Source organism: Shinella sp., from assembly GCF_049651085.1.
GTDB lineage: Bacteria > Pseudomonadota > Alphaproteobacteria > Rhizobiales > Rhizobiaceae > Shinella.
The window spans coordinates 170,655-195,814 of the sequence record NZ_JBASBL010000018.1 but is presented as its reverse complement, the minus strand read 5'-3'; the positions used below and the strand labels follow the sequence as shown (position 1 = coordinate 195,814).

The following is a 25,160-nucleotide window of genomic DNA, read 5'->3' as shown; positions in this document are numbered from 1 at the left end:
CACGACAGTCGCCGCGAACTCGTCCGCCAATCCGATCACGCTGAACATCACCGACGGGGCGCCCGACAGCGTCGCGATCGCCACGCCGCCCGGCCACGGCGTGGCACGCGCCACGGGAACGACCATCACCTATACGCCCACGGCCGGCTATTCCGGAGCCGACAGCTTCACCTATACGGCCACGAATGCGGCCGGCACCTCCACGGCGGCGACGGTGACCGTTACCGTCACCGCACCGGCCTTCACCTTCACACCGACGCCGGGAGCCCTCGGTCAAACGATGGCGGGCGAGGCCTACAAGCAGCAGATCACAGCAACGGGCGGGCAGGCTCCGATACTGTACAGCGTGACCTCCGGCCAGCTGCCGGCGGGCATGGTCCTCAACGTTTCCACCGGGGAACTGACCGGGCCGCTCGGCGTCGGCAGCGAAGGCGGATACACCTTCACCATCCAGGCGCAAGACCACCATGGCGCGATCGGGTCCGGGACGTACAGCCTCACGGTCACCCCGCGCGATGTCACCGTCTCCGACCTGGTCGTCAACGTTCCAGCCGGCGCGACGCCGCCCAATGTCTATCTCAACCGAGGCGCAACGGGCGGACCGTTCCTTTCCGCGGAAGCCACCTTCGTCCAGCCCGCCAATGCCGGTACGGCGACAATCATCCAGGGCGAACTGGCGCAGGTCGGCCCGGTCACCAAGCTGGGCGGCTGGTATCTCCAGTTCGCACCCAACCCGGGCTTCAAGGGCAAGGTGGTGGTCGGCTATCGCCTCACCAGCGCGCTGGGCACGTCGAATACCGGTTCCGTCACCTACAGTCTGAGCTTCGACGCCCAGCAAGTGGCCGAGGACATCGACGCGCTGGTGCGCGGCTTCGTCGAGACACGGCAGGACCTGATCGCCACCAGCATCTACGTTCCGGGGCTGCTTGAGCGGCGGCAGATGGGACAGGCGACCGATGCCGTCACCGCGCGCATGACTCCGTCGCAAGACGGCACGACGGCCAGATTCTCCACGAGCACTGCGCAGATAGAGGCCGCCCGCGACAATGCGGACGGCATCACCGGCGGGGCTACCTCACCGTTCAACATCTGGATCGACGGCGCCCTGCTGGCGCACAAGCGCGACGAAAACAACGGCAAGTGGGGCAGTTTCGCGATCATCAATATCGGGGCGGACTATCTCCTGTCTGAAAGGGCGCTCGCCGGCTTCTCCTTCCACTATGACCGGATGAGCGACCCGACCAACGAGGACGCCGAGCTGACCGGCAAAGGCTGGCTGGCCGGGCCATATGTCTCGCTCGAACTGGGCAAGGGTGTTTTCTGGGACAGCAGCCTGCTTTTCGGCGGCTCGGCGAACGATATCGACACGGCCTTCTGGGACGGAAATTTCGACACGAAGCGATGGATCTTCGACACCGCGATCGAGGGCCGGTGGCAAATCGACGACGCCACGGTGCTGACGCCGAAGTTGCGGGCCGTCTATTTCTCCGAGACGGTGGACGATTACTCGATCCGGAACGATGCAGGCGACGAAATGACCATCGACGGCTTCAATGCCGAGCAGTTCCGGGTGAGCCTCGGGGCCGAGATTGAGCGTTCCTTCGTGCTTGAAAACGGATCGACCCTCACGCCGAAGCTCGGCGCAACCGCGGGATATGCCGGCGGCGACGGATCGGGCGTCTTCGGCTCGCTCACCGCCGGTCTTGCGCTGCAGTCCGCCGACTTCTGGATGCTCGAGGCCAGCCTGCTCTTCAATATAGACGGCGATGGCGGCAAGTCTGTGGGCGGTCGGGCGTCAGCGAGCAAGCGGTTCTGACGCAAGGAACGCGTCCAGCGCAGTCTCATGCGGCAAGTCTGCCGCCAGTCGCGATCTCTATGTTTCAGGCTTTCCCGGCTCGCGCGGGGCGATTGCCGATTGCGGCAGGTCGATCGTGACGGTCAGCCCGTCCCTGCGTAGATCGAGCGTCAGGGAGCCGCGAAGCTGAGCTTCGACAATGGTCTTGATCAGCTTCGTGCCAAATCCGCTTTTCTCTTCAGGTTCTGGCCTGTCTGAGAACGCCTCCTCCCATGTAATCAGGAGGCGACCTCCCTCATCCTGGAAGCCCACCTGCATCCTGCCTTCCTTCTGGGAAAGAGCACCATATTTCGCCGAATTGGTAATCAGCTCATGCATGATCAGGGCCATCGATCTGAACGCACCGCTATCGACGACGACATACGCACCATTGATAGTGATCCTGCCTGCCGCCGGCTCCTCATAGGGTTTCAGCAGTCGCCGCAACAGTCCCTGCACGGTACCGCCACCGGAGCCTGGCTTGCCGCCGATAAGATCGTGAGCCTGATGGAGCGCGTTCAGGCGGGCGGCGAAAGGTCCGGCCAGAGGGCGCAATGCGGGCTCCTCCCGCACCGAGAGGCCGACGAGCCCGTTGACGAGCGTAAAGAAGTTCTTGATGCGATGATCAAGCTCATGGGCAACAAGCTCACGCTCAAGCTCAAGATGCTTTGCGTCATCGATATCCGTCGAAGTTCCGTACCACCGCGTGATGTTCCCATCGGCGTCTCTTATCGGTCTGGCGAGAACCTTCAGCCAGCGATAGGCGCCGTCACGATGCCGGAACCGATAGTCGATATCGTAGTCCTTTCCCGTGGCAAGGCTCTCCAGCCATGCCGTATCGACAGTGGCCCGATCGTCCGGGTGGACAAGCGTCTTCCAGATTTCCGGTTTTGTCGGGTCGACCTCGACACCCGTAAACTCCACCCAGCGATGGTTGAAGTAGTCATGTTTCCCGTCCGCATCCGTGCTCCAGACAATTTGCGGAAGGGCTTCCGTGAGCACATTGAAACGCAGATTGCTCTGGTGAAGAGCCGCTTTGGTTTCGGCGTGCTCGGTGACATCGATCACGACGCCGGCAATCCGTTTCGCAGGCACCTGCTTGCCCCCGACCGGCTTGCCGGAGGCAATCAGCCAGTGAACCTCCCCCTGCCCCGTGACGACACGAAACCGACACTGATAATCCGTTCGGCTTGCGACCGCCGCGTCCAGCGAAGACAAAACACGATCCCGGTCAGCAGGATGGATCGAAGCGGAAAACAATGCATCGACGCCGCCAAGCGTCTCCTCCCGTTTCATGCCGAGCACGCTCGCCAACGTATCGTCGCTGCCGGCCGGCGGTAAGCAGATGTCGCGAGACCATGTGCCGACGATGCCGCCCGCATCCAGAGCTAGATCCAACCGCCGACGCGACCGGTGCAGCATCTCCACCAGTTCGTTACGGCTTTGCATCACGCTGGCGAGCGTGACGGGTGCGATCGCGACGAGGGATGTTCCCAATCTGATGGATACAAGCGTCATCTCATCGGCAATTCCGATCGGATTCGGCAAATATCCGGAGGAAATGACGATCAGCGACCAGCACCCGAACAGCAGTGTCAGGACGGCCGTCGCGAATACCGGATAAGCCAGGCCGCACCACAGCAGTGCAGGAACAGGAACGGCAACCGCCCCCGGCCCTCCGATGATTAGCGCGAGCAGACAGGACAGCACGAGCGCCGCCACCGGAAGACCGGAGCGAGCGAATGACGCGGTCGCCCAGTCCTCCCGACCGGACAGGATTTTACGCAGGGCCACTGACAGCTTGCCGGAGGGCGGCCACGACAGTATGGCCGGCAGGATCGTGAGATAGTTGACGAACTCGGTCGCAAACCAGAGCAAGCCTCCGCTGATGGATCCACCCCCGAACAGGAATGGGTTGACCACTGCGCCGACCAGACCCGCAGCGCCCGCCCCTGCGGCAGATGCCAGAACGACGTAGAACATCGAGTTCGGCTGGCGAAGACGGATCGCATCCGGCGGAAACCGAACGCAGAGCATATAGGCCGTCGCCACCCCGGCAAGGTTGGCCAGATTAAGGAGCACCGCCTTTAGCAGGTACGATCCCGTGAGGAGGTCGGCCGCAAGATAGGCAGCGCCCGCCGCAAGCCAGCCCAATGGGCGGGCCGATTCAGGCCTGAGGAGCATGAAGCCAAGCATGACAGCATTGGCGGGCCAGAGGGTAGCAAGAAACCCGACCGGCCGCGTATAGATACCAAACAGACAAGCACAAAAGACGACTGCACCAAGCATCAGCGGATCGGTAAGCCGCAATCGCCCTTTGCCTGCTGCCCCGAGCGAGAGGAAACTGACATCCGGCGCCATCGCCTTCCTTCCTGATGCTCGATACTTGGCTAGCGTACTAGACTCCAGCCGCCCACCACGGGGTGAGGTTTTTCCATGCTATCCTAATATTTATCGTATTCAAGTCGACTTTCTGGCTGGTTAATAACGGATTTCTTCATACTGTCGCGGCAGAATTTCTTTACTATACTTATGATTGTAGGAAGGCTTCAATAAAGGGCCTCGTTCTGCCAGTCAAAAACGCTCGCCTGTCCAGCGGCTCAGTTGTCCCGGACCTCTCAGGCAATCCGGTTTTCGAGCTGACCGAGCCCGGCGATGTTGATTTCCACCACATCGCCCGGCACCAGACGCCCGACCCCGGCGGGTGTGCCTGTGTAGATCAGGTCTCCCGGCTTCAGTTCCACGAAGCGGGACAGCGCTGCAATGACCTCCGGCAGGCTCCAGATCATCTGGGACATATCGCCTGCCTGCCGCAGGATTCCGTTCACATGCAGGGTGATCGGTCCTGCCGCGATGTGCCCGACATCGGCGACGGGGTGAACCGGCCCGCAGACGGCCGAGCCGTCAAATCCCTTTGCCATGGTCCAGGGTCGCCCGAGTTTCTTCGCCTCGGCCTGGAGGTCGCGCCGCGTCAGGTCGTTGCCGATGGCATAACCCCAGACGAGACCCAGTGCGTCAGCCGGATCCACATCCCGACCACCGCCGCCGAGCGCCGCCACAAGTTCGACCTCGTGCTCGAGCTGATCGGTCCGGGGAGGAAAGGGAATAGCCGCCTCACCGGCAATCAACGCGTCAGCCGGCTTGTCGAAAAAGAAGGGCGGCTCACGATCCGGGTCATGGCCCATCTCACGGGCATGGTCGGCATAGTTGCGCCCGACGCAGAAGATGCGGCGCACGGGAAAGCGCGCCTCGGAGCCCGCGACAGGCAGGCTCACGGCGGCTGGAGGATCGATAACGTAGTCGCTCATGAAAGTCTCGGCCTCACAGGTTGCGCAACATTCCGCCATCCACGCGGAGGCTGGTGCCGGTAACATATCCCGCCCGACCCGAGCAAAGGAAGCAGGCGGCGTCGGCAAATTCGCGCGGCGCGCCGTAACGTCCCATCGGTATGGTTGCGCGGGATGCGGTGGCAACCTCTTCCGGTGTCTTGCCGGTCCGCTTGGCGGCGGCCGCGTCCAGCTGATCCACCCGGTCCGTGTGGATGCGCCCCGGAATCAAGCCATTCACCGTCACGCCATCGGCAGCGACCTCGGCCGCGAGCGTCTTGGCCCAGCCGACGAGGGAAAGACGCAGGGAGTTGGAAAGGCCGAGATTGGGGATCGGCTGCACCACGCCGGACGACAGGAGCACCAGGATCCGACCAAATCGCTGCTCACGCATATGCGGCAGAAGCGCTGTGGCGATGCGGATCGGCGCTTCGACCATGGCGCGGAATTGCGGCACAAGGCTATCGGCATCCAGGGAGGCCATCGCCCCCGGCGCAGGGCCACCGCCGTTGAGCACGAGGATATCCGGCATATCGCCCGCTTTCAAAGCGGCGATGGCCACATCCACCGCCGCGGGATCAGCAAGATCCGCCACCAGTGTCGATATCTTTCCCTTCGCGGTGGCGGCGATTGCGCCACGCACGGGTTCGAGCCGTTCGGCGGAACGCCCACCGAGGATCACATTCGCCCCCTCGGCCGCAAGGCTCTCGGCGATGGCGCGGCCAAGGCCACCCGAAGCACCGAGAACGAGGGCGGTGCGGCGATCGAGTTCAAGATCCATCATATTCTCCTGTCAGGCCCGCCGATCGCGGGCATATTTTAAGGTTTCGGCCACGAAGGCACGGATAAGCGGGTGGGGATGTCCCGGGCGGGAAGCCAGCTCCGGGTGCCCCTGCATGCCCATGTAGAAGCCCTCTTCAGCCTCTATCCCATCGGCGATGTCCTGCTCCGGCGCTCCGCCGAGCGCCGACACCCGCACCCCGCGCGAGGCCAGCCCCGCATGGAGCGCCGGCGCCAACCTGTAACGGTGATTGCAGGCGATATCGCTTTCAGCGCCAAGGATTCGGGCAAGGCGACTGCCCGTTGAAAGACGCGTCCTGCGCAATCCCAGCCGGTACTCGCCCGTTTCGATGCGAATGAAGCTGTGACGGCTGGCCGCCGGGGCCGCCTCCGCCATGTCGGTGTCTTCCCAGCCGGAAAGCTCCCGCGCCACGGCCGTCGACATGCTCTGCATGCCGAGGCACAGGCCGACGATCGGCAGCGCCTGCATGCGTGCTGCACGGGCCAGCGCGATCTGGCCCGGGACGGACGACATTTCCGAACCACCCGGCAGAAGAATGCCGTCGATGCCGTCGAGGGGAGCCGACGGCAACTGACGCGGATCGAGGAAGCGGATTTTGCTACCCGGGGCCTCGGCATCGATCGCATCTGCAAGGGCGGCCAACGGCGCCGGGCAGGTCTCCAGAAATTGCCGCTCGGGACCGGCGATTGCAAAGACCAGGCCGGACGGATCGACGCCTTCCGGCTGCTCGCGCATGACCCGCCCGGACGCGTCGCGCCAACCGATGGCGAGGCCTTGCTCGTCGATGAACCGACCTGCATCAAGCCGCACCGTCTTTTCTTCAGCGCCAGCAGCAAGCAGGCGCGCCACCGCATCGCCATCGGCAAGAAATGCGGGATGCACCGGCACAACCGCCACGGCCTCGTCGGCGCGATCAGCCAGCGGTCGGGCCGGCTGGCCGGTCAGGCGGTCCGCCCAGATGAGGCCGCTTGGAATGAGCGCACCTTCATCGGCGACATGCTGCGCGGCGTCCGGATGACGGTCGAAATCGAAACGCGCCGGCAGCCAGAACACCCGGCCGCCTTCCCGCGCCGCAACCAGCGCCGCCGCCGCACCATAGAGGGCGGGATGCTCCGTTTCATGCGTAACGAGAATGACGCGCGTCATGGGAAGGCTCCACTACTGTCTATATGGTGCATCAGATTTAATAAAATGAACAATCCAAGACCCATATTTCAATTCGATTTATCCAGTTTTCCGGAAAAACTTCAAGTCATACATTGTATTTTTTTTATCATTATAGACAATGCAGCAGCCACTATGGAGAAACGTACATGAATGCCAGATTATCCCCCCGCATGGCCGTCGTCGGAGCATCGCCAACCGCGGAAATATCAAACAAGCTGCGGGTGCTCGCAGCCGGCGGCGCCGATGTCATCAACCTGGGCGAAGGAGAGCTGGACTTTCCCACCCCGGCCCATGTCTGCCAGGCAGGCATCGAGGCGATCCGCGCGGGCGATACGAAATACACGGCCGTCTCCGGCACGGCTGCCCTCAAGGCCGCGATCGCGCGCAAGTTCGAACGGGAGAACGGCCTTCGCTACACGCCTTCACAGATCATTGCAGGAACCGGCGCCAAACAACTGATCTTCAACGCCTTCCTGGCAACGCTCAGCGAGGGTGACGAGGTCATCGTGCCGGCCCCCTACTGGGTAAGCTATCCCGACATGATCCGCCTTGCCGGCGCGCAGCCGGTCATCCTTCCCTGCCGGGCCGAGGACGGCTGGAAGCTGACGGTCGAGGCGCTCGCCGCGGCGCTGACCCCGAAGACCCGCTGGGTGATCCTGAATTCGCCGAACAACCCCACCGGCGCCGTCTATAGCCACGCCGAGCTTGCCGCGCTGGAAGAGGTTCTTGCAGGGCACGACACGCTCGTCATGGCGGACGACATCTACGAACACATCGTCCATGACGACAGCTTCGCCGCTCCGGCCGCTGCCATGCCCCGACTGTTCGACCGCGTCCTGACGATCAATGGCGTCTCGAAGGGCTATTCGATGACGGGCTGGCGGCTCGGCTATGCGGGCGGCCCGGAGTGGCTGATCCGCGCCATGGATGTGCTGCAGTCGCAGAGCACGTCGAATCCTTCGACCATCTCGCAGGCGGCCACCATCGCCGCGCTCGACGGCGACATGTCCTTCCTGGCCGACTGGAAGCGCACGCTGCTTTCGCGCCGCGACCAGGTGATGGCGGCTGTCCAGACGATCCCCGGCCTTTCCGCAATCGCCACGCCCGGCGCCTTCTATGTCTTTGCCGATTGCGCCGGCCTCTTTGGCAGGAAGACGCCTGCAGGAACGGTGCTTGCCTCCGATCTCGATGTCGCCGGATATATTCTGGAAGCGGCCCATGTCGGCATGGTGCACGGCTCGGCATTCGGCATGCCCGGCCACCTGCGCATTGCCTATGCCATCGACGACAAGCGGCTGGCCGACGCCCTGTCCCGCGTAGCCGAAGCGCTCGGCAAACTCGCCTAGCCGCATGCACGAACAAAAACCCCGCCGCGGCGACGCGGCGGGGTTTCTTGATGTCTTCCGCAGCCGAAGCGATATCGCTTCGGCTGCGGAAGACTGTCGATCAGGCCGCCAGCTTGACGCCGGTACGGGCATCCGCCGCCAGCGCTTCGAGCACCGCACGCAGCTTCGGCTGCACGGCCGCCGGGATGTCGCGCAACGGCAGGCGGACGGAACCGCCATCGAAGCCGCGCATGTTCATCGCCGCCTTCACCAGTTGCGGCTGACCATGGGCGCGGGCAAGGACGCGGTAGTCGTACCAGAGCGCGTGCAATTCGCGAGCCTTCAGGGAATCGCCCGCCTCGAGCGCCCGGTAGGTCGCCAAAATGATTTCCGGCAGCGCACCGCTGTTGGTCGTCGAGAAACCGTCGAAGCCGGCCATGACCGGACCGAGGAAGGCCAGGTCCGAGGCGCAGAACGTCTTGACCCGTCCCCGCATGTCGTTTGCGATGCGGTCGATCGCGGCGGGGTTGAGGTCGCCCTGCTTGAGGCCGACCATGCCGTCGATATCCGCCAGGCGATTGATCAGCGCCGGCGAAAGCGTGATGCCGATGCCGGGCGCGTTGTAGATGATGATCCCCGTCTTCGACAGCGGCGCGACGTCGCGGAAAAACTCGACGATCTGGTCGTCGGTGATCTCCGAAACGTAGGGCGCGGTCACCATCGGCACGCCGCCCAGATCACCGGCAAGCTTCGTCAGCGCGTAGACGTCGCGCGGATCCGATCCCGTGGAGCACAGCATTGCCGGAATGCGGTCACCGATCACGTCCATGACATGCGTGAACATCTCCGCCCGCTCGGCGGCGGTCATGGCCGGAAACTCGCCATAGGTGCCGCCAATGAGCACCCCGTCGTAACCGAGTTCGATCACGCGCTCGACATTGCGGGCAAGCCCCGCCTTGTCCAGCGCGCCGTCCTTGGCAAAGGGGGTCATGGTGATGTTGAAAATACCCTTCAGGCGTGCGCGCGCCTCTTCCATGTCCTTCATGAAAACTCTCCTTCTGATTGGGTTAGGCGTCGATACGGGTAAGGTCGCGGGACACCGAGCCGAGCTGACGCCAGCCGGTTTCCGTCACGACGATGGTTTCCGAGACGCCGACGGTGAAGCGGCCGTAGATCCGCAGCGCCGGTGGCAGGTGGAACGTCATGCCAGGCTGAAGCTCGGTCTTGACGCCAGTGTTGAGCGAAAGGATCGCGCCCTCGCCCCAGTCCGGGGCAAAGGAGATGCCGACCGAATAGCCGAGCCGCTTGCGGAAATTGTCGGTAAAGCCGGCCGCGTCGATGACCTTCTGGCAGGCGATGTGCGGCACTTCGCAGGCAACGCCGGGCTTCACTTCCGCGAGAGCTGCGGCAAGCGCATCCTGGCAGACCTTCATCATCTCCTCGGCTTCGCGCGGCACGGCGCCGACCCAGGCGGAGCGCATCAGCGCTGCATGGTAGCGATCGTGCACGCCGGCCATTTCGAGGAAGGCGGGATCGTTAGCCGTCAGCGGCGTACGGCGCCAGGTGCCGTGCGGAACGCCTGTGCGGCGGCCGGTCGAGACCAGCGGCTCCATTCCCATATATTCGGAGCCCGCCCGGATGGCGGCTTCCATCATCGCCGCCACCAGATCGTTGTCGGTCGCGCCCGCCCTGACGGCAGCCAGACCGGCCCGCATGCCCGCATCCACATAGGACGCGGCCTTTTCCAGCTTTTCCACCTCGAGCGGCGACTTGACCGCCCGTAGCGCCTCGACGATGCCCGCGCCGTCATGGATCGTACCCAGGGCCGACTGCAGCGTCTCGTAGACGGCGATCGGCAGGAACCAGCCGCGCTTGTCGATCGCAACGCGCTTGCCGGAAAGGCCCTTGCGCGTGATCACCTTCATCAGGAACCCGATCGGGTCCTCGCTGTCCTGATAGACCTCGGCATCGGAAATGAACGTGTTCGCGATGAAATTGAAGTATTCCAGTTGGCGGATCACGAAGACCGGGTCGCCTTCGGCCGGCAGGACCAGGGCCTGGAACGTATAGTAGCCCGGCGTCTGCTGACCGGTCAGGTAGAAGATGTTCTCCGGCCCGGTGATGACCAGCGCGTCGAGGCCGGCGCGCGCCAGGCCCGCCCGTGCGCGGGCCTGCCTGATCTCATACTCCTCCTTCGGGAAGGCCGATTCCTGTCCCAAAACGACACCTGCGGTATCCATCTTATTCTCCCAGGGAAATGGGCGCGGAAGGCGCCCGGAAATTCAGTCCGAGGCCGGGGGCCTCGCGAACGGCGACATGCCCGTCCGCATAGGTCAGCCCCTCGGCCGGGTCGTTGACGAGCCCGTCGGCGCCGTAGAGTTCGGCATGGAGGGGACGCGTCGCGACGGCCAGATGCAGCGCCGCCGCCGTGGCGATGGCGCCCTCGTTCATCTGGCCGATCATGAAGGCAATTCCTGCGCGCTTCAGCGCATGGGCAGCGGCGAGCGCCGGGGTCAGGCCGCCGAGCTTGATCAGCTTCAGATGTCCCTGAAGCCTGCCCGCGCCTGCGTCGCGACGCGCGATCAGCTCCCCTACGTCCCCGCTCGTGGCAAGGCTCTCGTCCAGCATGACCGGTACCGGCGCGGATGTGGCAAGCCGCGTCATCGCATCCCAGTCACCCGCCGGAATCGGCTGTTCCACATAGGAAAGACCGTAGGGCGCCAGCGCCGCGAGCCGCGCGGGAGCATCTGCCGGCGTCCAGGCGCCATTCGCGTCGGCGGCAAGCGTGACAGCCTCGCCGTAGACGGCGCGGATGCGTGCATGGCGGGCGCAATCGGCCTCGATATCCTGCCCGACGCGCAGCTTCAGGTCACGGAAACCACGCGACACATATTGCGCCACCTGCCGGTCGAACGCTTCGTCCGCAGACAGGAACAGCGTCTGGTTCGTGGCATGCGAAAGCGAACGCGCCTCCCCCGCCAGGAGATGGGCGAGCGGCACGCCCGCGCGCCTGGCGCTGAGGTCCCAAAGCGCTATGTCGAACAGCATCCGCACCGGTGCCGGCAACTGGCTTTCAGCTACCTCGGCGCGAAGCGTTTCCGGCGGGGCTTGCCAGTCGAGATCGCCAATAGCCGTCTTTGCGCGCGCCAGCAGGTAATCCGGTTCATAGCCGTTCAGATAGGCGCAATTGATGCGCACCTCGCCGACGGCACGATGCCGGCCGTCGTCCAGTTCGAGGTACAGCGCATCCAGGCCCGCCACGGGCCCGGAACTTGCGGTGTGCACCGTCAGGCCGGCATAGGTCAACGTGCTGCGATAGAGGCGCGCTTGCATGATCAGGCCTTCAGGATACGGCGAGCGATATCGGCGTAGATGGCCGCGCTGGCGACAAACTCGTCTGTCGGCACGAACTCGTCCGGGCGATGGGCGACACGGATATCGCCCGCGCCGATCACCACGCCTTGGGCGCCCGCCTCGATGAAGTGCACGAGATCGCAAGCCCCCTGGAAGCCGAAGGGGCCAGGCTCGTCTATGCCCGCCGCCCGGCAGGCGGCAATTGCGGCCTGTACGACAGACGCGGTTTCGGGCGTGTCGGTCGCGCCGCCCGTGGTGGCGTTGTAGCCGACGATCTCGGCGCGGATGCCGTGCGTCTTCTCGGCATCGGCCAGAAGGGCGCGGATTTCCAACTCGGCGCTGGCATCGGTCTCGCCGGGAATGAGGCGTCGGTCGAGCAGCAGTTCGCATTCCGCGGGGATTACATTGTCCGCATGGCCGCCCTTGATCCGCGTCACGGTCAGGCTCGGATTGCCGACGAGCGGATGGCTGCGGTGCGCCAATACGTCATTGTGGAAGGCCGACAGCAGCGGCATGAGTTCCGCCGCGCGGAAAATGGCGTTTTCGCCGAGATGCGGACTACCGGAATGCGCCGCCTTGCCCTGCACCCGCACGATGGGCCGGAACGAACCCTTGTGGGCGGAGAAGCAGGCATTGCCCGTCGGCTCTCCCACCACCACCGCGTCGATCTTCGGCTTCGATGCCGCATAGTGGCGTGCGCCGGCGCTCGCCACCTCCTCGTCGCCGGTGAAGACGGCCATCAGGGTACCCGACCACGCCTCCTTCGCCGAAACCAGCATCCGCACGGCTTCGATCATGGCCGCCAGTGGCCCCTTGCAGTCGCAGCTGCCCCGGGCATAGAGGCGGCCGTCGCGTTCGGTCAGCGTGAAGGCGTCGGAAGTCCAGCCATCACCCGCCGGCACCGTGTCCATATGGGTATTGAACGCGAAGACCGGACCCGGACCGTTCTCCAGCCGGGCCTCGACGTTGAACCGGCCCGGCGCATATTCGATGAGTTCGACGCCGAACCCCAGCGGCGCGAGCCTGTCACGGGTCCAGAGCGCGACCGCCCCCTCGCCGCCCGGCGGGTTTTCGGAATTGATAGAGACGAGTTCGCCCAGCTCGCTTTTCATGTGAGCGGCATCAGGATGGAAATTCATGTCGGACTTTCCCTGGAAACGTAAGGTTCAGTGCAGGATCTGGTTGAGGAACTGCCGGGTTCGCTCGCTGGCATCACCGCTGAAGAACACATCGGTCGATGCGTTCTCGATGATCTCGCCGCGCTCCATGAAGATGATGCGGTCGGCAGCCCGGCGCGCAAAACCCATTTCATGCGTCACGCAGACCGACGTCATGCCATCGGCCGACAGCTCCGCCATGACATCGAGCACCTCGCGGATCATTTCCGGATCGAGCGCCGAGGTCGGCTCGTCGTAAAGCATCAGCTTGGGCTTCATGGCCAGGGCGCGGGCAATAGCGACGCGCTGCTGCTGTCCACCGGACAGTTCGTCCGGCAGGTGATCGGCCCGGTCGGGAATATGGACCTTCTTCAGAAGATCGATCGCCAGATCGTGCGCGTCGAGACGCGACAGGCCCAACACCTTCATCGGCGCCAGCATGATGTTCTCGACGGCATTGAGATGCTGGAACAGCTCGAAGTTCTGGAACACCATGCCGATCTGGGCGCGCAGCTTGTGGGCATTGTGCAGGTCCGTCGTGATTTCCCGACCTTCGAAGCGGACCGAGCCTTCGCTCGGCGGCTCGAGAAGGTTGAGGCAGCGCAGCAGCGTGGACTTGCCGGAGCCGGAGGGGCCGATCAGGACCACGGTCTGGCCCTTGTCGACGGAGAAGGAGCAGTCCTTCAGCACGTGCAGGGCACCGAAATGCTTGTGGACGCCATTGACATCGAGGAAAGCGGAATCGTTCATCTGGTCGCCTCAATTCTTCTCGGCAGCGGGCTGCGACAGGATGGAGAAAGTGGAAGGCTTCGGCGCGCGGCTGCGCTTGGGCTCGAGCGTGCGCTCCATCCAGTACTGGCCGGCCATGAAGATGGTGGTCAGGGCGAGATAGTAGATGCCCGCGGCAGACAGCGCCTCGAAGTACCGGAAAGTAGCGGATGCGGACTGGTTGGCGACGAGCAGCAGGTCTTCCACGGCAATGACGGAAACGAGCGCAGAGGTCTTGAGCATGCCGATGGTCTGGTTGCCGATCGGCGGCAGCATGATGCGCGCAGCCTGGGGTAACACGACGTAGCGCATGACCGTGAGCTTGGTCATTCCGAGCGCCATGCCGGCGGTCCGCTGGCCGCTCTTGATGGCCTGGAGGCCCGAGCGGATAATCTCCGCCATATAGGCCCCCTCGTTCAGGGAGAGCGCGATCACACCGGACGCGAAGGCAGAGAGCCGGATACCGAAGGTCGGCAGCACGTTGTAGATGAAAATGATCTGGAACAGGACTGGCGTGCCGCGAAACAGCCAGAGGTAAAGGACGGCGAGCCATTTTACCGGCGGAAACTTCACCTGATTGACCAGGGCGAGCAAAAAGCCGGCCAGCAGGCCGAAGATGAGAGAGCTGACGGTGATCAGCAGGGTCATCAACGCGCCATGGAAGAACGTCGGCGAAAAAAGATACTGGAGGACCAGATCAAGTGACATCAGTCAGCTTTCCCTGTTTTTTCAGGCGGCGCGAGATAGCAACCGACTAGGAATAGAAGGGGCCGGAGGCGCTACGACGGCCTCCGGCATGGCAATGCGGCTCAGTCGAACAGCGACACCGACGGCGGCAGCTTCCACTTGGCGATCAGCGCATCATAGGAACCATCTTCGGCCATGGCTTTGATGGCGGAGGCAAGCGCGGCCTGCAGTTCGGTGGCGCCCTTCGGGGTCGCAAGGCCGATCTGCGTGTCCATCTCGAAGGGCTCACCGGCAATCTCGAAAACGCCCGGCATCTTTTCAAGCGCCATGACGGCGCCCGGCGTGCTTTCATAGTTCGCATCGGCGCGGCCCTGGCTCAGGGAGAGCGCGCTGTCCTGCGCCGTCGGCAGCGTCAGCACCGTCACCTCGCCGAGGCCAGCGGCCTTGCAACGATCTCCGTCGGCGCGCGCCTGGCTTTCGGAAATCCCGCCCAGCGTCACGGCAATGACCTTGCCGCAAATCGTGTCGTCACGCCCGGTGATACCCCTGGGATTGCCCGCCTGAACCATGACGTTGTTGCCGATCTCCATATACGGCACGAAATCGACCTGCTCGGAACGGGTTGGGTTGATGTACATGGCGGAGTTGATGAGATCGATGCGGCCGCCACGCAGGGCCGGGATAAGGCCCTTGAACTCCATGTTCATCGCCGCGGCCTCGACCTTGAGCTTTTCGGCAAGCCCCTGAATGAATTCGATGTCGAAGCCCGTGAGTTTGCCATCGAGCACATATTCGAACGGCGCGAAGCTGGCCGCCACGCCGTAGGTCAGCTTGCCGTCCTCGACGAGTGTGACGCCCTCGAGAGACTGGGCGGCCGCGGGGCCGGAAAGAGAGATCGCCGCCAGCGGCACGGATACGAGAAGAAGGGTACGAAGACTATGGTTCATGCGAAGTTCCCCATTCGGTTGCAGAAGCATCGATTGCAGACCAGGCACCTTGGCGGCGGCCTCATTGTTTTTAATTGACCAACATGTACAATTGCAATTCCACCCCGTCAACCGCCTCATGTCAGGAAAATGAAAGGTGGGTCGGTTATGCTCTCGCTGTCATACATGGCCACAATCGCGGGAAACGGCCTCTTCCATTATCCCGTTTACGGTGTAAGACTATGGGAAAGCAGCAACGAGAAGTTTGAAAGCCGCTTAGAATTCATGTATGATAGGCCATTAACAATACAATCTTATCTTGGTCATGGACAAAAATCCCCGTCAGAATCGCTACCTTCTCGCCAACCGCATCATCGAACTGGCCCGCGCTTCGCGGTTCCAGGCGGATTATCATCTGCGTGAGCAACAGCTCGCCGACATGCTCCAGGTGTCGCGCACCCCGATCCGGGCGGCGCTGATGCTGCTGGAGGAACAAGGCATGGTGGAGGCCCGGAAGAACAAGGGCTTCTTCATGAAGATCGGCGCGGAGGAACTCGGGCGGGCGGAAGTCGAGGTCCCTTCCTCACCGCAGCAGGACCTCTATGCCAGCATTGTCGAAGACCGGCTGACGCATCAGCTCGACGAGATGGTCGGCCAGACCGAGCTTTCGCGCCGATACGGCGTCGATCGCAGCGTGCTCCAAAAGACCCTGTCGGCACTCATGGCCGACGGCCTGGTCACGCGGGGACCGGGGCGCAACTGGACCTTCCAGCCGACGCTGGACAACAAGTTCGCGCTCGATGCGAGCTATGAATTCCGGCGGGTCATCGAGCCGTCAGGAATATTGATGGAAAGCTTCCGGGCCCATCCCGCAGCGCTCGAACAGATTCGCCTGGAGCACCTGAACCTCCTGTCGCGACCAGACATCAACAATCTTCCGGCGCGGCAATTGTTCGAGCTTGATGCGAGCTTCCACGAGACCATTGCGGAGTGTTCCGGCAACACGTTCCTCCTGCAGTCGATCCAGCACCAGAACCGGCTACGCCGCCTGCTGGAATTCGCCAGCTACAACAACGGCCGGCGCGTGCGGGAATGGTGTCAGGAGCACTTGCGCATCGTGACGGCGCTGGAAGAGGGCGACCGCGCCCGCGCGGCCGATCTGATGAAGAGCCATCTCGAAAAGGCAAAGGTCAGTTCCGAGCGCACCAAGCGCGACGGAACGTAATCAGCAAGAGGCCAGCGCGCTCAAACGGAACCGGCGGGCAAGGCCCGCCGCCGTCACAAGGGGAAATGACAGGCGTAGGCGCGCTTCATCTCATTTCCATCGGACAGAGCAGGTTCCTCAATGGCGCATCGAGGCTGCGCCGAGGGACATCTGGGATGGAACACGCAACCGCCCGGTATATCCATGGCATTGGGGAAATTGCCGTAGAGGCCGAGATCAGGCACCCCGCCCTCGTCGTCGGGGCTGAACACCGCATCGCGCAACACACCCGTGTAAGGGTGGCGGGGCCGCTCGAAGATCGCCTGCGTCGATCCGGCCTCGACCACACGGCCGAGATACATCACCATCATTCGATCCGCCATGTGTTCGATCACGGACAGGTTATGGGAGATGAACAGCATCGCCACGCCATGTTCCGCCCGCAGATCGAGCAGCAGATTGAGGATCTGCGCCTGCACCGACACGTCCAGCGCGGACGTGGGCTCGTCGCAAATGACCAGCCGCGGACCGGCCACCAGCGCGCGCGCAATGGCCACGCGCTGCCGCTGGCCGCCGGAAAGCTCGCCGGGGCGGGCCGACAGGGCGCGGCGCGGCAGACCGACCTGATCGGCCATGACGGCAACCCGCCGGCTTCTTTCCGCACGCACGCCGACGCTGTGAACATGCAGCGGCAGGGCGATCAGCTCTTCCACCGACATGGAGGGATTGAGCGAGCCGTAAGGGTCCTGGAAGACGGGCTGCACGGCCAGCGCCCGTTCCTTGCGCGAATAGCTGGAGACCGGGCGGCCCTCGAGTTGCACGTCGCCTGAAGTGGGCGTTTCCAGACCGAGCAGGATGCGCGCGAGCGTGCTCTTGCCGCAGCCCGATTCGCCCACGATGCCGAGGATCTCTCCCTTGGCTATGGAGAGCGACACCTCGTTCAGCGCCCGCAACGGCGTCGACTTGCCCAGCAGGCCCTGACGCAGATGGTAGATATGAGTAAGCCCGCGGGCCTCAAGAAGTGTGGTCATGCCGACAATGTCTCCCCGGCCCCGGTGGACGATGCCAGTTGCAGATGACAGGCGACCTTCTGTCCCGAAACGGCCGTGCGAACCACTGGCGGCGCCTCGGCGCAGATGGCGAGCTTGCTGGTGCAGCGCGACAGGAACGGACAGCGCGCGTCCTCGTGGTGGAAGGCCGGGACATTTCCGGCAATGCTGGCGAGCCGCGTCGAGCCCGGCACGGCGCCCTGCGGGCGCGGCACCGAAGCGATGAGGCCTCGTGTATAGGGATGGGCGGGCTTGCGCAGGACCGCTTCCCGCGTGCCTTCCTCCACCACATGCCCGGCATACATCACGGCGACCCGGTCGGCGATGCGGGCGACGACGCCGAGGTCATGGGTGATGAAGATCATGCCCATGTTGCGTGCCTCTTGCGCCTGCTTGAGGATATGAAGGATCTGCGCCTGCGTGGTCACGTCGAGCGCCGTCGTCGGCTCGTCGCAGATCATCAGCTCAGGTTCGCAGATCAACGCCATGGCAATCAGCACGCGCTGGCGCAATCCACCGGAAAGCTGATGGGGATATTGGCTCAGCCGCAGCGCGGCATTGGTCAGGCCCACGCTTTCCAGCACCTCGATCGCACGGGTCTGGGCCGCCGCGGAGCCCGCGCCGGTGTGACGCCGGTAGACCGCGCGCAACTGGTCGCCGATGGTGAAAACCGGGTTCAGCGCCGTCATCGGCTCCTGGAAGATCATCGACATGCGGCGTCCGCGAAGCCCAGACATCGCTCTTTCGGACAGTCGGTCGAGATCGGTATCGCCGAAGCGGAGACGGTCCGCGCTGCGCTCGGCCCTGGGCGGCAAAAGCCCCATGAGCGCCAGCGCCGTCATCGACTTGCCGCAACCGGATTCACCGACCAGACACAGCGTCTCACCGGCTTCAACCGTAATGTCGAGCCCGCGAACGGCGTGCAGCTTGCGGCCCTGATCGGGCAGGCGCACCTGTAGATTGCGTATGTCGAGCAGCATCAGCCCCGCCCTCCCGCCGTCAGGTCGCGCATGGCATCGCCCATCAGGTTGATGGCGAGCGCCAGCACGAACAGGCAGGCGCCGGGCAACACGATCAGCCAGGGGCTGAAGAACATCGCGGTCTTGGCTTCGGACAGCATCAGCCCCCAGGACGGCAGCGGTGACTGCACGCCAAGGCCAAGGAACGACAGCGCAGCCTCCAGCAGGACGGCATGCGCCATTTCCACCGTCGCCACCACCATCAGCGGCGCGCGGATATTGGGCAGGATCTCGCGAAACAGGATATGCGGCAGGGAACAGCCCAGAACTCGCGCGGACGTGATGTAGTCGCGCGTGCATACCTGCTGCGTGGCAACCCGCGTGACGACGGCGAACTGGTCCCAGAGCAACAGGCCGAGCACCACGATCACCACCGTCAGCGACGGGCCGACAATGGCCACCACGGCCAGCGCGATCAGGATGATCGGCATCGACAGGCGGGTGGTGATGACCGTCGAGATGGCCGTGTCGATCCAGCCGCCGTAGTAGCCGGCAAGCAGGCCGAGCGTGATGCCGATGAGCGCCGACATGACGGTCGCGCCGATGCCGATGGCCATGGAAATGCGCGCGCCATAGATGAGGCGGCTCAGATAGTCGCGTCCGAGCTGGTCGGTGCCGAACAGATGCTCCGCCACCGTCTTGTCGTGCCAGAAGGGCGGTTTCATCCGAAGCGCGATGCTCTGCATGAACGGATCATGCGGGGCAAGCAGCGGCGCGAACACGGCGACGAGCAGGATGGCAAGCAGGATGATGCCCGAAAACAGGAACGTGCGATGGCGGAGCGCCTTGCTCCAGAACCCGCGGCGAGGCAGCACGGTTTCGTGTTCGGGCTGGGCTGCGGTCGAGGTCGACATGCTCATTTACGGCCGCTCCGCAGTCTGGGGTCCATGAAGCCGTTGAGCAGGTCCGCGGCCAGGGTGAGCACGATGTAGATCATCGAGATCAGGAGAACGATGGCCTGGATCACCGGCATGTCGGAGCGCGACATGGACTGCCAGGCCAGATAGCCGACACCGTTCAGCGCAAAGATCGATTCCACAACGATCGAACCGCCGAGCATGAAACCAAGCTGCACCGCGGCCAGCGAGATGACCGGCAGGACGGCGTTCTTGAGCGCATATTTGAAGGTCAGCGCAACGGGGCGGATGCCCATGGCACGCGCCGTGCGAATGTAGTCGGAAGCCAGAACGTCAATCATTCCGGCGCGGATCAGCCGCATCAGGGGCGGCATAGCGAACGTGCCGAGGGTGATGGACGGCAGAACGAAATGGGCCAGCGTATCCGAGCCGGAAATCGGCAGCCAGCGCAGTTGCACGCCAAACACCACGATGAGCAGCAGGCCGGCCCAGAAATTCGGAATGGCCTGCCCGGCGACAGCCAGAAACTGGGCGAAACGGTCGATGATGGTGTTGGGCCAGAGCGCGGCGGCGCAGCCGAGCGGCAGCGCAATGGCCAACGCCAGCGCCATGGACAGGAACGCCAGCAACGCCGTGACCGGCAACCTTTCGGCGATCATTTCCAACACCGGGCGCTTGGCCAGATAGGAGGTGCCGAAATCGCCCTGAAGCAGACTGCTGACATATTCGACGTAGCGCACCGGTAGCGGGCGGTCCAGGCCGTAGGTTTTCCGGATCAGGGCAAGGTCTTCATCCGTCGCCTGCGCGCCGCCAATGCCGACCGCCGGGTCGGAGGCCACATTGCTCAGCACGAAGCAGATGACCGAAACGATCACCATCACCACCACCGCCATAGTGGCTCGCCTCAAAAGATAGGTCAGCATTTCGCTTGCGATTTCCTTGCGGGCCGGGCAAGCCCTGCAGGCATTGCCCGGCATTTTTCAGGCGTTTACTTCCAGCTTGCGTCGTAGAAGCGCGGCAGTTCGTCCACCGTCGGCTCGAAGTTCAGCGTGTTGGTATAGGCATAGCCCATGACGATGGTGTGCATCGGCACCCAATAGGCCTGCTCGGTGATGATGCGGATCGCCTCGGCATATTTTGCCTGGCGTGCGCCCACGTCCATCAGCGATGCGGCGTCCTTAAGCAGCGCCATCACCTTCTCGTCGCGCGCGCCGTCATTGCTCGATCCATCGAACATGGAGCCGATGGAGGCCGAGCTGTCGGCAAGCGAGAAGGAGCCCCAGTCGCCATACCACGCGCCGACCTTGCCTTCGCGCCAGCCGGAGAACGACGGGCTGGCCTGCAGCATTTCCAGTTCGGCCTTGATGCCGACAGCCGCCAGATAGGCCTGCACCGCTTCGGCGCGGGCGCGATCGCGGTAGCTACCGATCTTGAGCGAAACGCCATCGGCAAAGCCGGCTTCCGCCAGCAGCGCCTTCGCCTTTTCCGGATTGTAGTCATAGACGACGGCGGCCGACTGGTCGCAGCCGAGCTGCTTGGGATGGCACGGGGCGTTGAGCAATTCGCCGTCGCCGCCAACCAGATTGTCGACGATGGTCTTGCGGTCGATGGCATGGTTGATGGCCTGACGCACGCGCACATCCTTCAGGGGCGTGTCGCCGGTGCGTCCGGCCGCGTCCAGCGCGACCATGGAGATGCGCATGGTCGAGGCAAGCGCGACATCCAGCGTCGGCACCACTTCGAGCTGCTCCACCTGGTCGGAAGGCACGTTCCAGACCCAGTCCACGCCACCGCCGATCACTTCGGCAATGCGGGTGGCGGTATCGGGAATGATGCGCCAGTTGACCGTCGTGATGGACGGCGTGCGCTTGGCTCCGCCCTGGTAATATCCCTCATGGGCGACCAGCTTGATGGTACCGCCGTCATTGGATTCCAGCTTGTAGGGACCGGCGCCCACAGGCTTGCGACCGAAGGCTTCCGGGCCGACCGACTGGAAATAGTCGGACGGATAGATGGGAAGCGAGGCGGCGACGAACTCCATTGCCGCCGGGAAAGGCGTCTTGGAGATCAGCCGCACTGTCAGGTCGTCCACCACTTCGGCGCGGTCGATCCAGGACACGGAGCCCTGCGAGCGCGCGCCGTGGGCCGGGTCCGCCCAGTAGTTGAGCGTGAAGGCGACGTCTTCGGCGGTGAGCGGCGAGCCGTCATGGAAGGTGACGCCTTCGCGCAGCTTGAACTCCCAGGTCAGGTCATCGACCAGCTTCCAGGATGTGGCCAGAAGCGGCTCATATTCAAAGCTCTTCGGGTTGCGGTACACCAGCGTGTCGTAGAGATGCATGGTGATGACCACGCCGTCGCGCGAGGTGTTCACATAGCCGTCAAGGGTCGGGAAATCCTCGCCCATGCCGATCGTGATGGACTTGTCGTCCGGTGCCGCATGGGCCGGGAAAGACAGGGCGGTGCCGGCGGCAAGCGTGGCGCACAGGCCGAGAACACGGGTGAGACTGCGTATGGTCGTCATTGCGGAATGACCTCTTCTACTGGCGGGACAAGAGCGCGCGCGGGTTTGCGCAGGGCATGGCGATAGGGAAGGCGGGAAAGATCGGCCTCGACAGCGCCGGGAGCGATGGCAGGTATGATCGCCCGCGCCATCTGCTGGTAGGCGCCGCGAAAATGCACCGAGCTTTTCACGACCAGAATAGGCAGGGTTTCGGGCTGAAGGCCGAGATGGATCAGCAGGCCGGGTTCGGAGGCCTGCATCTTGCGGGGCGCGACGATCACGCGCACACCGCCGTGTTCGAGCAGCGCCACGGGACCAAGCGCAATCGGATTGCCCCGGTACATGGGGCCGATGCCGGTAAAGCTGCCGCTCCCCAGACGAACCACCTGCCAGGGCCCTTCGACCGGCGCACCGTGGGACAGCGACAGCGAAGCGCCGATTGCAATATCGAGCGTGGCGCCTTCGCCGGCCGCATGGGCGGCAAGGGCCGCTGCCTCGTCAGCGATATGGACAAGCACCGCGCCGGCTGCACCCCCTGCAAGCAGGGCGCGCAGCATGCCGGTCGTATCGCCGGTGCCGCCGCCGCCGGGATTGTCCTGCGTGTCGGCGATCACCACCGGTCCGCTGCCCGGCGCGGCGGCAAGCCGTCGTGCTTCGGCGACCGCCACCGCGGCAGGCGCAAGCTCATTGGCAAAATGCGGCTCGGCGGCCAGCCACGCGGCCAGCATCGTATCGGCCACCTGTTCGACCTTGCCGGCATCCTTGCCCTGCACGACGACGGCGGGGCCGGAATCCGGAACATCTGCCAGGGGAAAACCGAAGAACTGACTGATGCGGTCGATACCCTCGCCGCTTTCCAGTTCCTCCGCCTTGCCCAACAGCCCGCGCGTCGGCTCGACGAATGTGCACTGGTCATTGATCGAGGCCAGATAGGGCACCGGGCGATAGGCCATGTGAGGCGCCGCCTCGCCCTGAAGCACGCCGATCAACCGGCGCATGGCGCGCGCGCCCGTCTCGCGCAGATCGACATGCGGATAGGTGCGGTAGCACTCCAGAACGGTGCAATCGCGCACCATGGATTGCGAAATATTGCCATGCAGGTCGAACGATACCGAGATCGGAAACGGTGCGGGCGCGATGCGCCGCAACCGCGCCAGAAGCTCGCCTTCCGCATCGGGGAAGGATGGCGTCACCATGGCCCCGTGCAGATCGAGGTAGAGCCCGTCGAGCCCGTCGGAGAGTGCTGCCCGAAAGCGGCTGCAGATATCGCCGGCGATGTCCTCGAAGGCGTCGTCTTCCACCGGGCCGGAGGGCAGGCCGATGCACCAGAGAAGCGGCACGATATCGACGCCGGCCTGTTCGGCTTCTCCCATGGCTCCCGCCGCCGGGGTGCCGGAAGGCGCGATAATGCGGGCCATATCCCCCGCTGCGCAGAACGGCGGCCAGCCGCCCGGCCGGTCAAAATCGGATCGTGTCGCAACCGTACCGGCAAAACTGTTGGTTTCGTGCTGAAAGCCCGCGACCGCCAGTCTCATGTTCCCCTCCCGCCTCTCCATGGTCAGAAGGCTCCGCCGCCAGGCGACAGGGTGGGCCGATCGAAAGAACCTTCAGGTTTTTTATGAGCCATCCGCCGCCTCCCGACCAAGTGACATGCCGCAGTCCGGCCGCGCCGTCGGACTTTGGCGACGCTTCCCCGGCAGAGCAAATAGAATAAGTGCAGGAGACCATTACGAAATGTTATGACACGATCTCCCCATCCGAGACACCACGATCCGCAGGTGCATCGGCGACCTCGATTGTGGAAACATTCTGCCCGGCCAATAGGATAATCGGTTCGCACAGCCGATCCACCTGTGTCGGCTCACCCGCGCTGTCACGCGTGACAGCACCCGGAAAGACGGCTGCGGCACGTTGAAGTGTCGCGCAGCCGTCGTGGCATAGCTGGACGTCATGGCACCGGGAGCGCTATGCGCCGGTGCCGGTTCACTCGCCCAGTTCTTCCAGCGCGATCGTCATCCAGTAGCGCACGCCATCGCCGATCAGCTTGTCGTTGAAATCGTAGCGATCCGAATGCAGCGCGGGACCGTCGCCGGAACCGAGGAAGAAGAAGCACCCGGTCGACTGTTCCAGCATATAGGCGAAATCCTCCGCCCCCATGCCGGGTGTCACTCGGTCATTGACGCGCTCGCCGCCGAAACGGCTGCGCAGCGCCTGCGAAATCCGCGCCGTCGTATCGGCCGGGTTGTGCAACGACGGGAACATCCTGTCATAGACGACCTCCAGCGTGGTGCCGAAAGCATCGGCTGCCGCGCGCGCCACTTCGTTGAGGCGGCGCTCGATCAGGTCGCGGGTCTGCGGCTGGAAGCTGCGCGTCGTCCCGCGCACCACGACGCGCGAGGGAATGACGTTGGGCGCATTGTAGTTGCCGCCGCCGATATGGCCGACGCTGATCACGCCCTGATCGAACGGCGAGATATTGCGTCCGACGATCGCCTGCAGGTTCATCACGAACTGCGAGGCCGCCAGCGTCGGGTCGATCGACAGGTGAGGACCGGAGCCACCATGGCCACCCTGCCCGCCGAACGCCACCGTGTAGATGTCCGCTGCGGCCAGCATCGCGCCGGGCGTAACGTTGAAGGAGCCTTCGGGAAGGTTCGGCTTGTTGTGAAGGCCATAGACGGCATCGACCGGGAAGCGCTCGAACAGCCCGTCGCGCATCATCGCCGGCGCGCCGCCCAGCCCTTCCTCGGCAGGCTGGAAAATGAAGTGGATCGTGCCGGAAAATTCAGGGCTCCGGGCCAGCACCTCGGCCGCGCCGAGCAGCATCGTGGTGTGCCCGTCATGACCGCAGCCATGCATCATGTCCGGCACCGTGGAAGCGTGCGGCAGGCCGGTCGCCTCCGTCATCGCCAGCGCATCCATGTCGGCGCGAAATCCGATGGCGCGGTTGCCGTTGCCCGCACGCAGCGTCCCCACCACCCCTGTTCCGCCGATCCCTTCCGCAACCTCCAGCCCCAGTTCGCGCAGCCTGCCGGCAACGATGGCGGCAGTGCGCACTTCCTTGAAGCCGATTTCCGGATGGCGGTGGAGATCCTGCCGCGTCTCACGCAGCGCTGGCAATATTTCGGAGAGCGTCGCCTCCATGGCGGCGGGGAACGGGCGTGATGTCATGGATAGGTCCTTTT

Annotated in this window: 21 protein-coding genes; 3 read left to right on the top strand and 18 right to left on the bottom strand. The window is 64.0% G+C overall.

Going from position 1 to position 25,160, the window contains the following annotated elements:
* Positions 1–1,816 (top strand): Ig-like domain-containing protein (locus tag WA950_RS10885; protein ID WP_424551727.1); only part of this gene is annotated, 1,816 nt, incomplete at its 5' end.
* A gap of 57 nt (positions 1,817–1,873) precedes the next feature.
* On the opposite strand, the gene WA950_RS10880 is transcribed toward WA950_RS10885, so the two are convergent.
* From WA950_RS10880 to WA950_RS10865, 4 genes are all read right to left on the bottom strand, one after another.
* Positions 1,874–4,195 (bottom strand): PAS domain-containing protein, encoded by a 2,322-nt coding sequence (locus WA950_RS10880; RefSeq protein ID WP_424551726.1) that lies wholly within the window; start codon positions 4,193–4,195, stop codon positions 1,874–1,876.
* 257 nt (positions 4,196–4,452) lie between these two features.
* Positions 4,453–5,142, bottom strand: coding sequence for a fumarylacetoacetate hydrolase family protein (locus WA950_RS10875; protein ID WP_424551725.1), 690 nt, complete (start codon positions 5,140–5,142; stop codon positions 4,453–4,455).
* Positions 5,143–5,155: 13 nt separating this feature from the next.
* The gene (locus WA950_RS10870; RefSeq protein WP_424551724.1) at positions 5,156–5,941 is read right to left on the bottom strand and encodes an SDR family oxidoreductase; all 786 of its coding nucleotides are present in this window, start codon (positions 5,939–5,941) and stop codon (positions 5,156–5,158) included.
* 12 nt (positions 5,942–5,953) lie between these two features.
* A complete protein-coding gene (locus WA950_RS10865; RefSeq protein ID WP_424551723.1) occupies positions 5,954–7,108 on the bottom strand; it encodes a glutamine amidotransferase-related protein in 1,155 nt (384 codons plus the stop codon).
* 167 nt (positions 7,109–7,275) lie between these two features.
* Between WA950_RS10865 and WA950_RS10860 the strand changes: the two genes are divergently transcribed.
* On the top strand, positions 7,276–8,475 hold the full coding sequence (locus tag WA950_RS10860) for a pyridoxal phosphate-dependent aminotransferase (RefSeq protein ID WP_424551722.1): 1,200 nt from the start codon (positions 7,276–7,278) through the stop codon (positions 8,473–8,475).
* 100 nt (positions 8,476–8,575) lie between these two features.
* Here the strand turns inward: WA950_RS10860 and WA950_RS10855 are convergent, their stop codons facing one another.
* The 7 genes from WA950_RS10855 to WA950_RS10825 all read right to left on the bottom strand — a co-directional run bounded on the left by WA950_RS10855 (position 8,576) and on the right by WA950_RS10825 (position 15,367).
* On the bottom strand, positions 8,576–9,499 hold the full coding sequence (locus tag WA950_RS10855) for a dihydrodipicolinate synthase family protein (RefSeq protein WP_424551721.1): 924 nt from the start codon (positions 9,497–9,499) through the stop codon (positions 8,576–8,578).
* Positions 9,500–9,521: 22 nt separating this feature from the next.
* A complete protein-coding gene (locus WA950_RS10850) occupies positions 9,522–10,694 on the bottom strand; it encodes a M24 family metallopeptidase (protein WP_424551720.1) in 1,173 nt (390 codons plus the stop codon).
* Between the two features lies 1 nt (position 10,695).
* Entirely contained in the window at positions 10,696–11,787 is a 1,092-nt protein-coding gene (locus WA950_RS10845; protein ID WP_424551719.1) for a mandelate racemase/muconate lactonizing enzyme family protein, read from the bottom strand.
* A 2-nt stretch (positions 11,788–11,789) separates the two neighbouring features.
* Complete coding sequence (locus tag WA950_RS10840) at positions 11,790–12,947, bottom strand: M20 family metallopeptidase (protein WP_424551718.1); 1,158 nt, start codon at positions 12,945–12,947, stop codon at positions 11,790–11,792.
* Between the two features lie 27 nt (positions 12,948–12,974).
* On the bottom strand, positions 12,975–13,715 hold the full coding sequence (locus WA950_RS10835) for an amino acid ABC transporter ATP-binding protein (protein WP_424551717.1): 741 nt from the start codon (positions 13,713–13,715) through the stop codon (positions 12,975–12,977).
* 9 nt (positions 13,716–13,724) lie between these two features.
* Positions 13,725–14,441: an amino acid ABC transporter permease gene (locus WA950_RS10830; protein ID WP_424551716.1), complete on the bottom strand. Its 717-nt coding sequence runs from the start codon at positions 14,439–14,441 to the stop codon at positions 13,725–13,727.
* A gap of 101 nt (positions 14,442–14,542) precedes the next feature.
* Positions 14,543–15,367 carry an ABC transporter substrate-binding protein gene (locus WA950_RS10825; protein WP_424551715.1) on the bottom strand — a complete coding sequence of 275 codons (825 nt, stop codon included), beginning with the start codon at positions 15,365–15,367 and terminating at the stop codon, positions 14,543–14,545.
* Positions 15,368–15,671: 304 nt separating this feature from the next.
* On the opposite strand from WA950_RS10825, the gene WA950_RS10820 reads away from it, so the two are divergent.
* The gene (locus tag WA950_RS10820) at positions 15,672–16,571 is read left to right on the top strand and encodes an FCD domain-containing protein (protein WP_424551714.1); all 900 of its coding nucleotides are present in this window, start codon (positions 15,672–15,674) and stop codon (positions 16,569–16,571) included.
* Positions 16,572–16,624: 53 nt separating this feature from the next.
* Here WA950_RS10820 and WA950_RS10815 read toward each other — a convergent pair whose 3' ends face one another.
* The 7 genes from WA950_RS10815 to WA950_RS10785 form a co-directional block, all read right to left on the bottom strand.
* Entirely contained in the window at positions 16,625–17,581 is a 957-nt protein-coding gene (locus tag WA950_RS10815; RefSeq protein ID WP_424551713.1) for an ABC transporter ATP-binding protein, read from the bottom strand.
* Positions 17,578–18,579 (bottom strand): ABC transporter ATP-binding protein, encoded by a 1,002-nt coding sequence (locus tag WA950_RS10810; protein WP_424551712.1) that lies wholly within the window; start codon positions 18,577–18,579, stop codon positions 17,578–17,580. Before WA950_RS10810 ends, WA950_RS10815 begins: the two co-directional genes overlap by 4 nt.
* Complete coding sequence (locus WA950_RS10805) at positions 18,579–19,478, bottom strand: ABC transporter permease (protein WP_424551711.1); 900 nt, start codon at positions 19,476–19,478, stop codon at positions 18,579–18,581. Before WA950_RS10805 ends, WA950_RS10810 begins: the two co-directional genes overlap by 1 nt.
* Complete coding sequence (locus WA950_RS10800; RefSeq protein ID WP_424551710.1) at positions 19,475–20,398, bottom strand: ABC transporter permease; 924 nt, start codon at positions 20,396–20,398, stop codon at positions 19,475–19,477. The genes WA950_RS10805 and WA950_RS10800 overlap by 4 nt, the downstream gene beginning before the upstream one ends.
* Before the next feature lie 65 nt (positions 20,399–20,463).
* Positions 20,464–21,996 (bottom strand): ABC transporter substrate-binding protein, encoded by a 1,533-nt coding sequence (locus WA950_RS10795; protein ID WP_424551709.1) that lies wholly within the window; start codon positions 21,994–21,996, stop codon positions 20,464–20,466.
* A complete protein-coding gene (locus WA950_RS10790) occupies positions 21,993–23,510 on the bottom strand; it encodes a M81 family metallopeptidase (RefSeq protein ID WP_424551708.1) in 1,518 nt (505 codons plus the stop codon). The genes WA950_RS10795 and WA950_RS10790 overlap by 4 nt, the downstream gene beginning before the upstream one ends.
* Positions 23,511–23,958: 448 nt before the next feature.
* Positions 23,959–25,146 carry an amidohydrolase gene (locus WA950_RS10785; protein ID WP_424551707.1) on the bottom strand — a complete coding sequence of 396 codons (1,188 nt, stop codon included), beginning with the start codon at positions 25,144–25,146 and terminating at the stop codon, positions 23,959–23,961.
* Positions 25,147–25,160 lie beyond the last annotated feature (14 nt).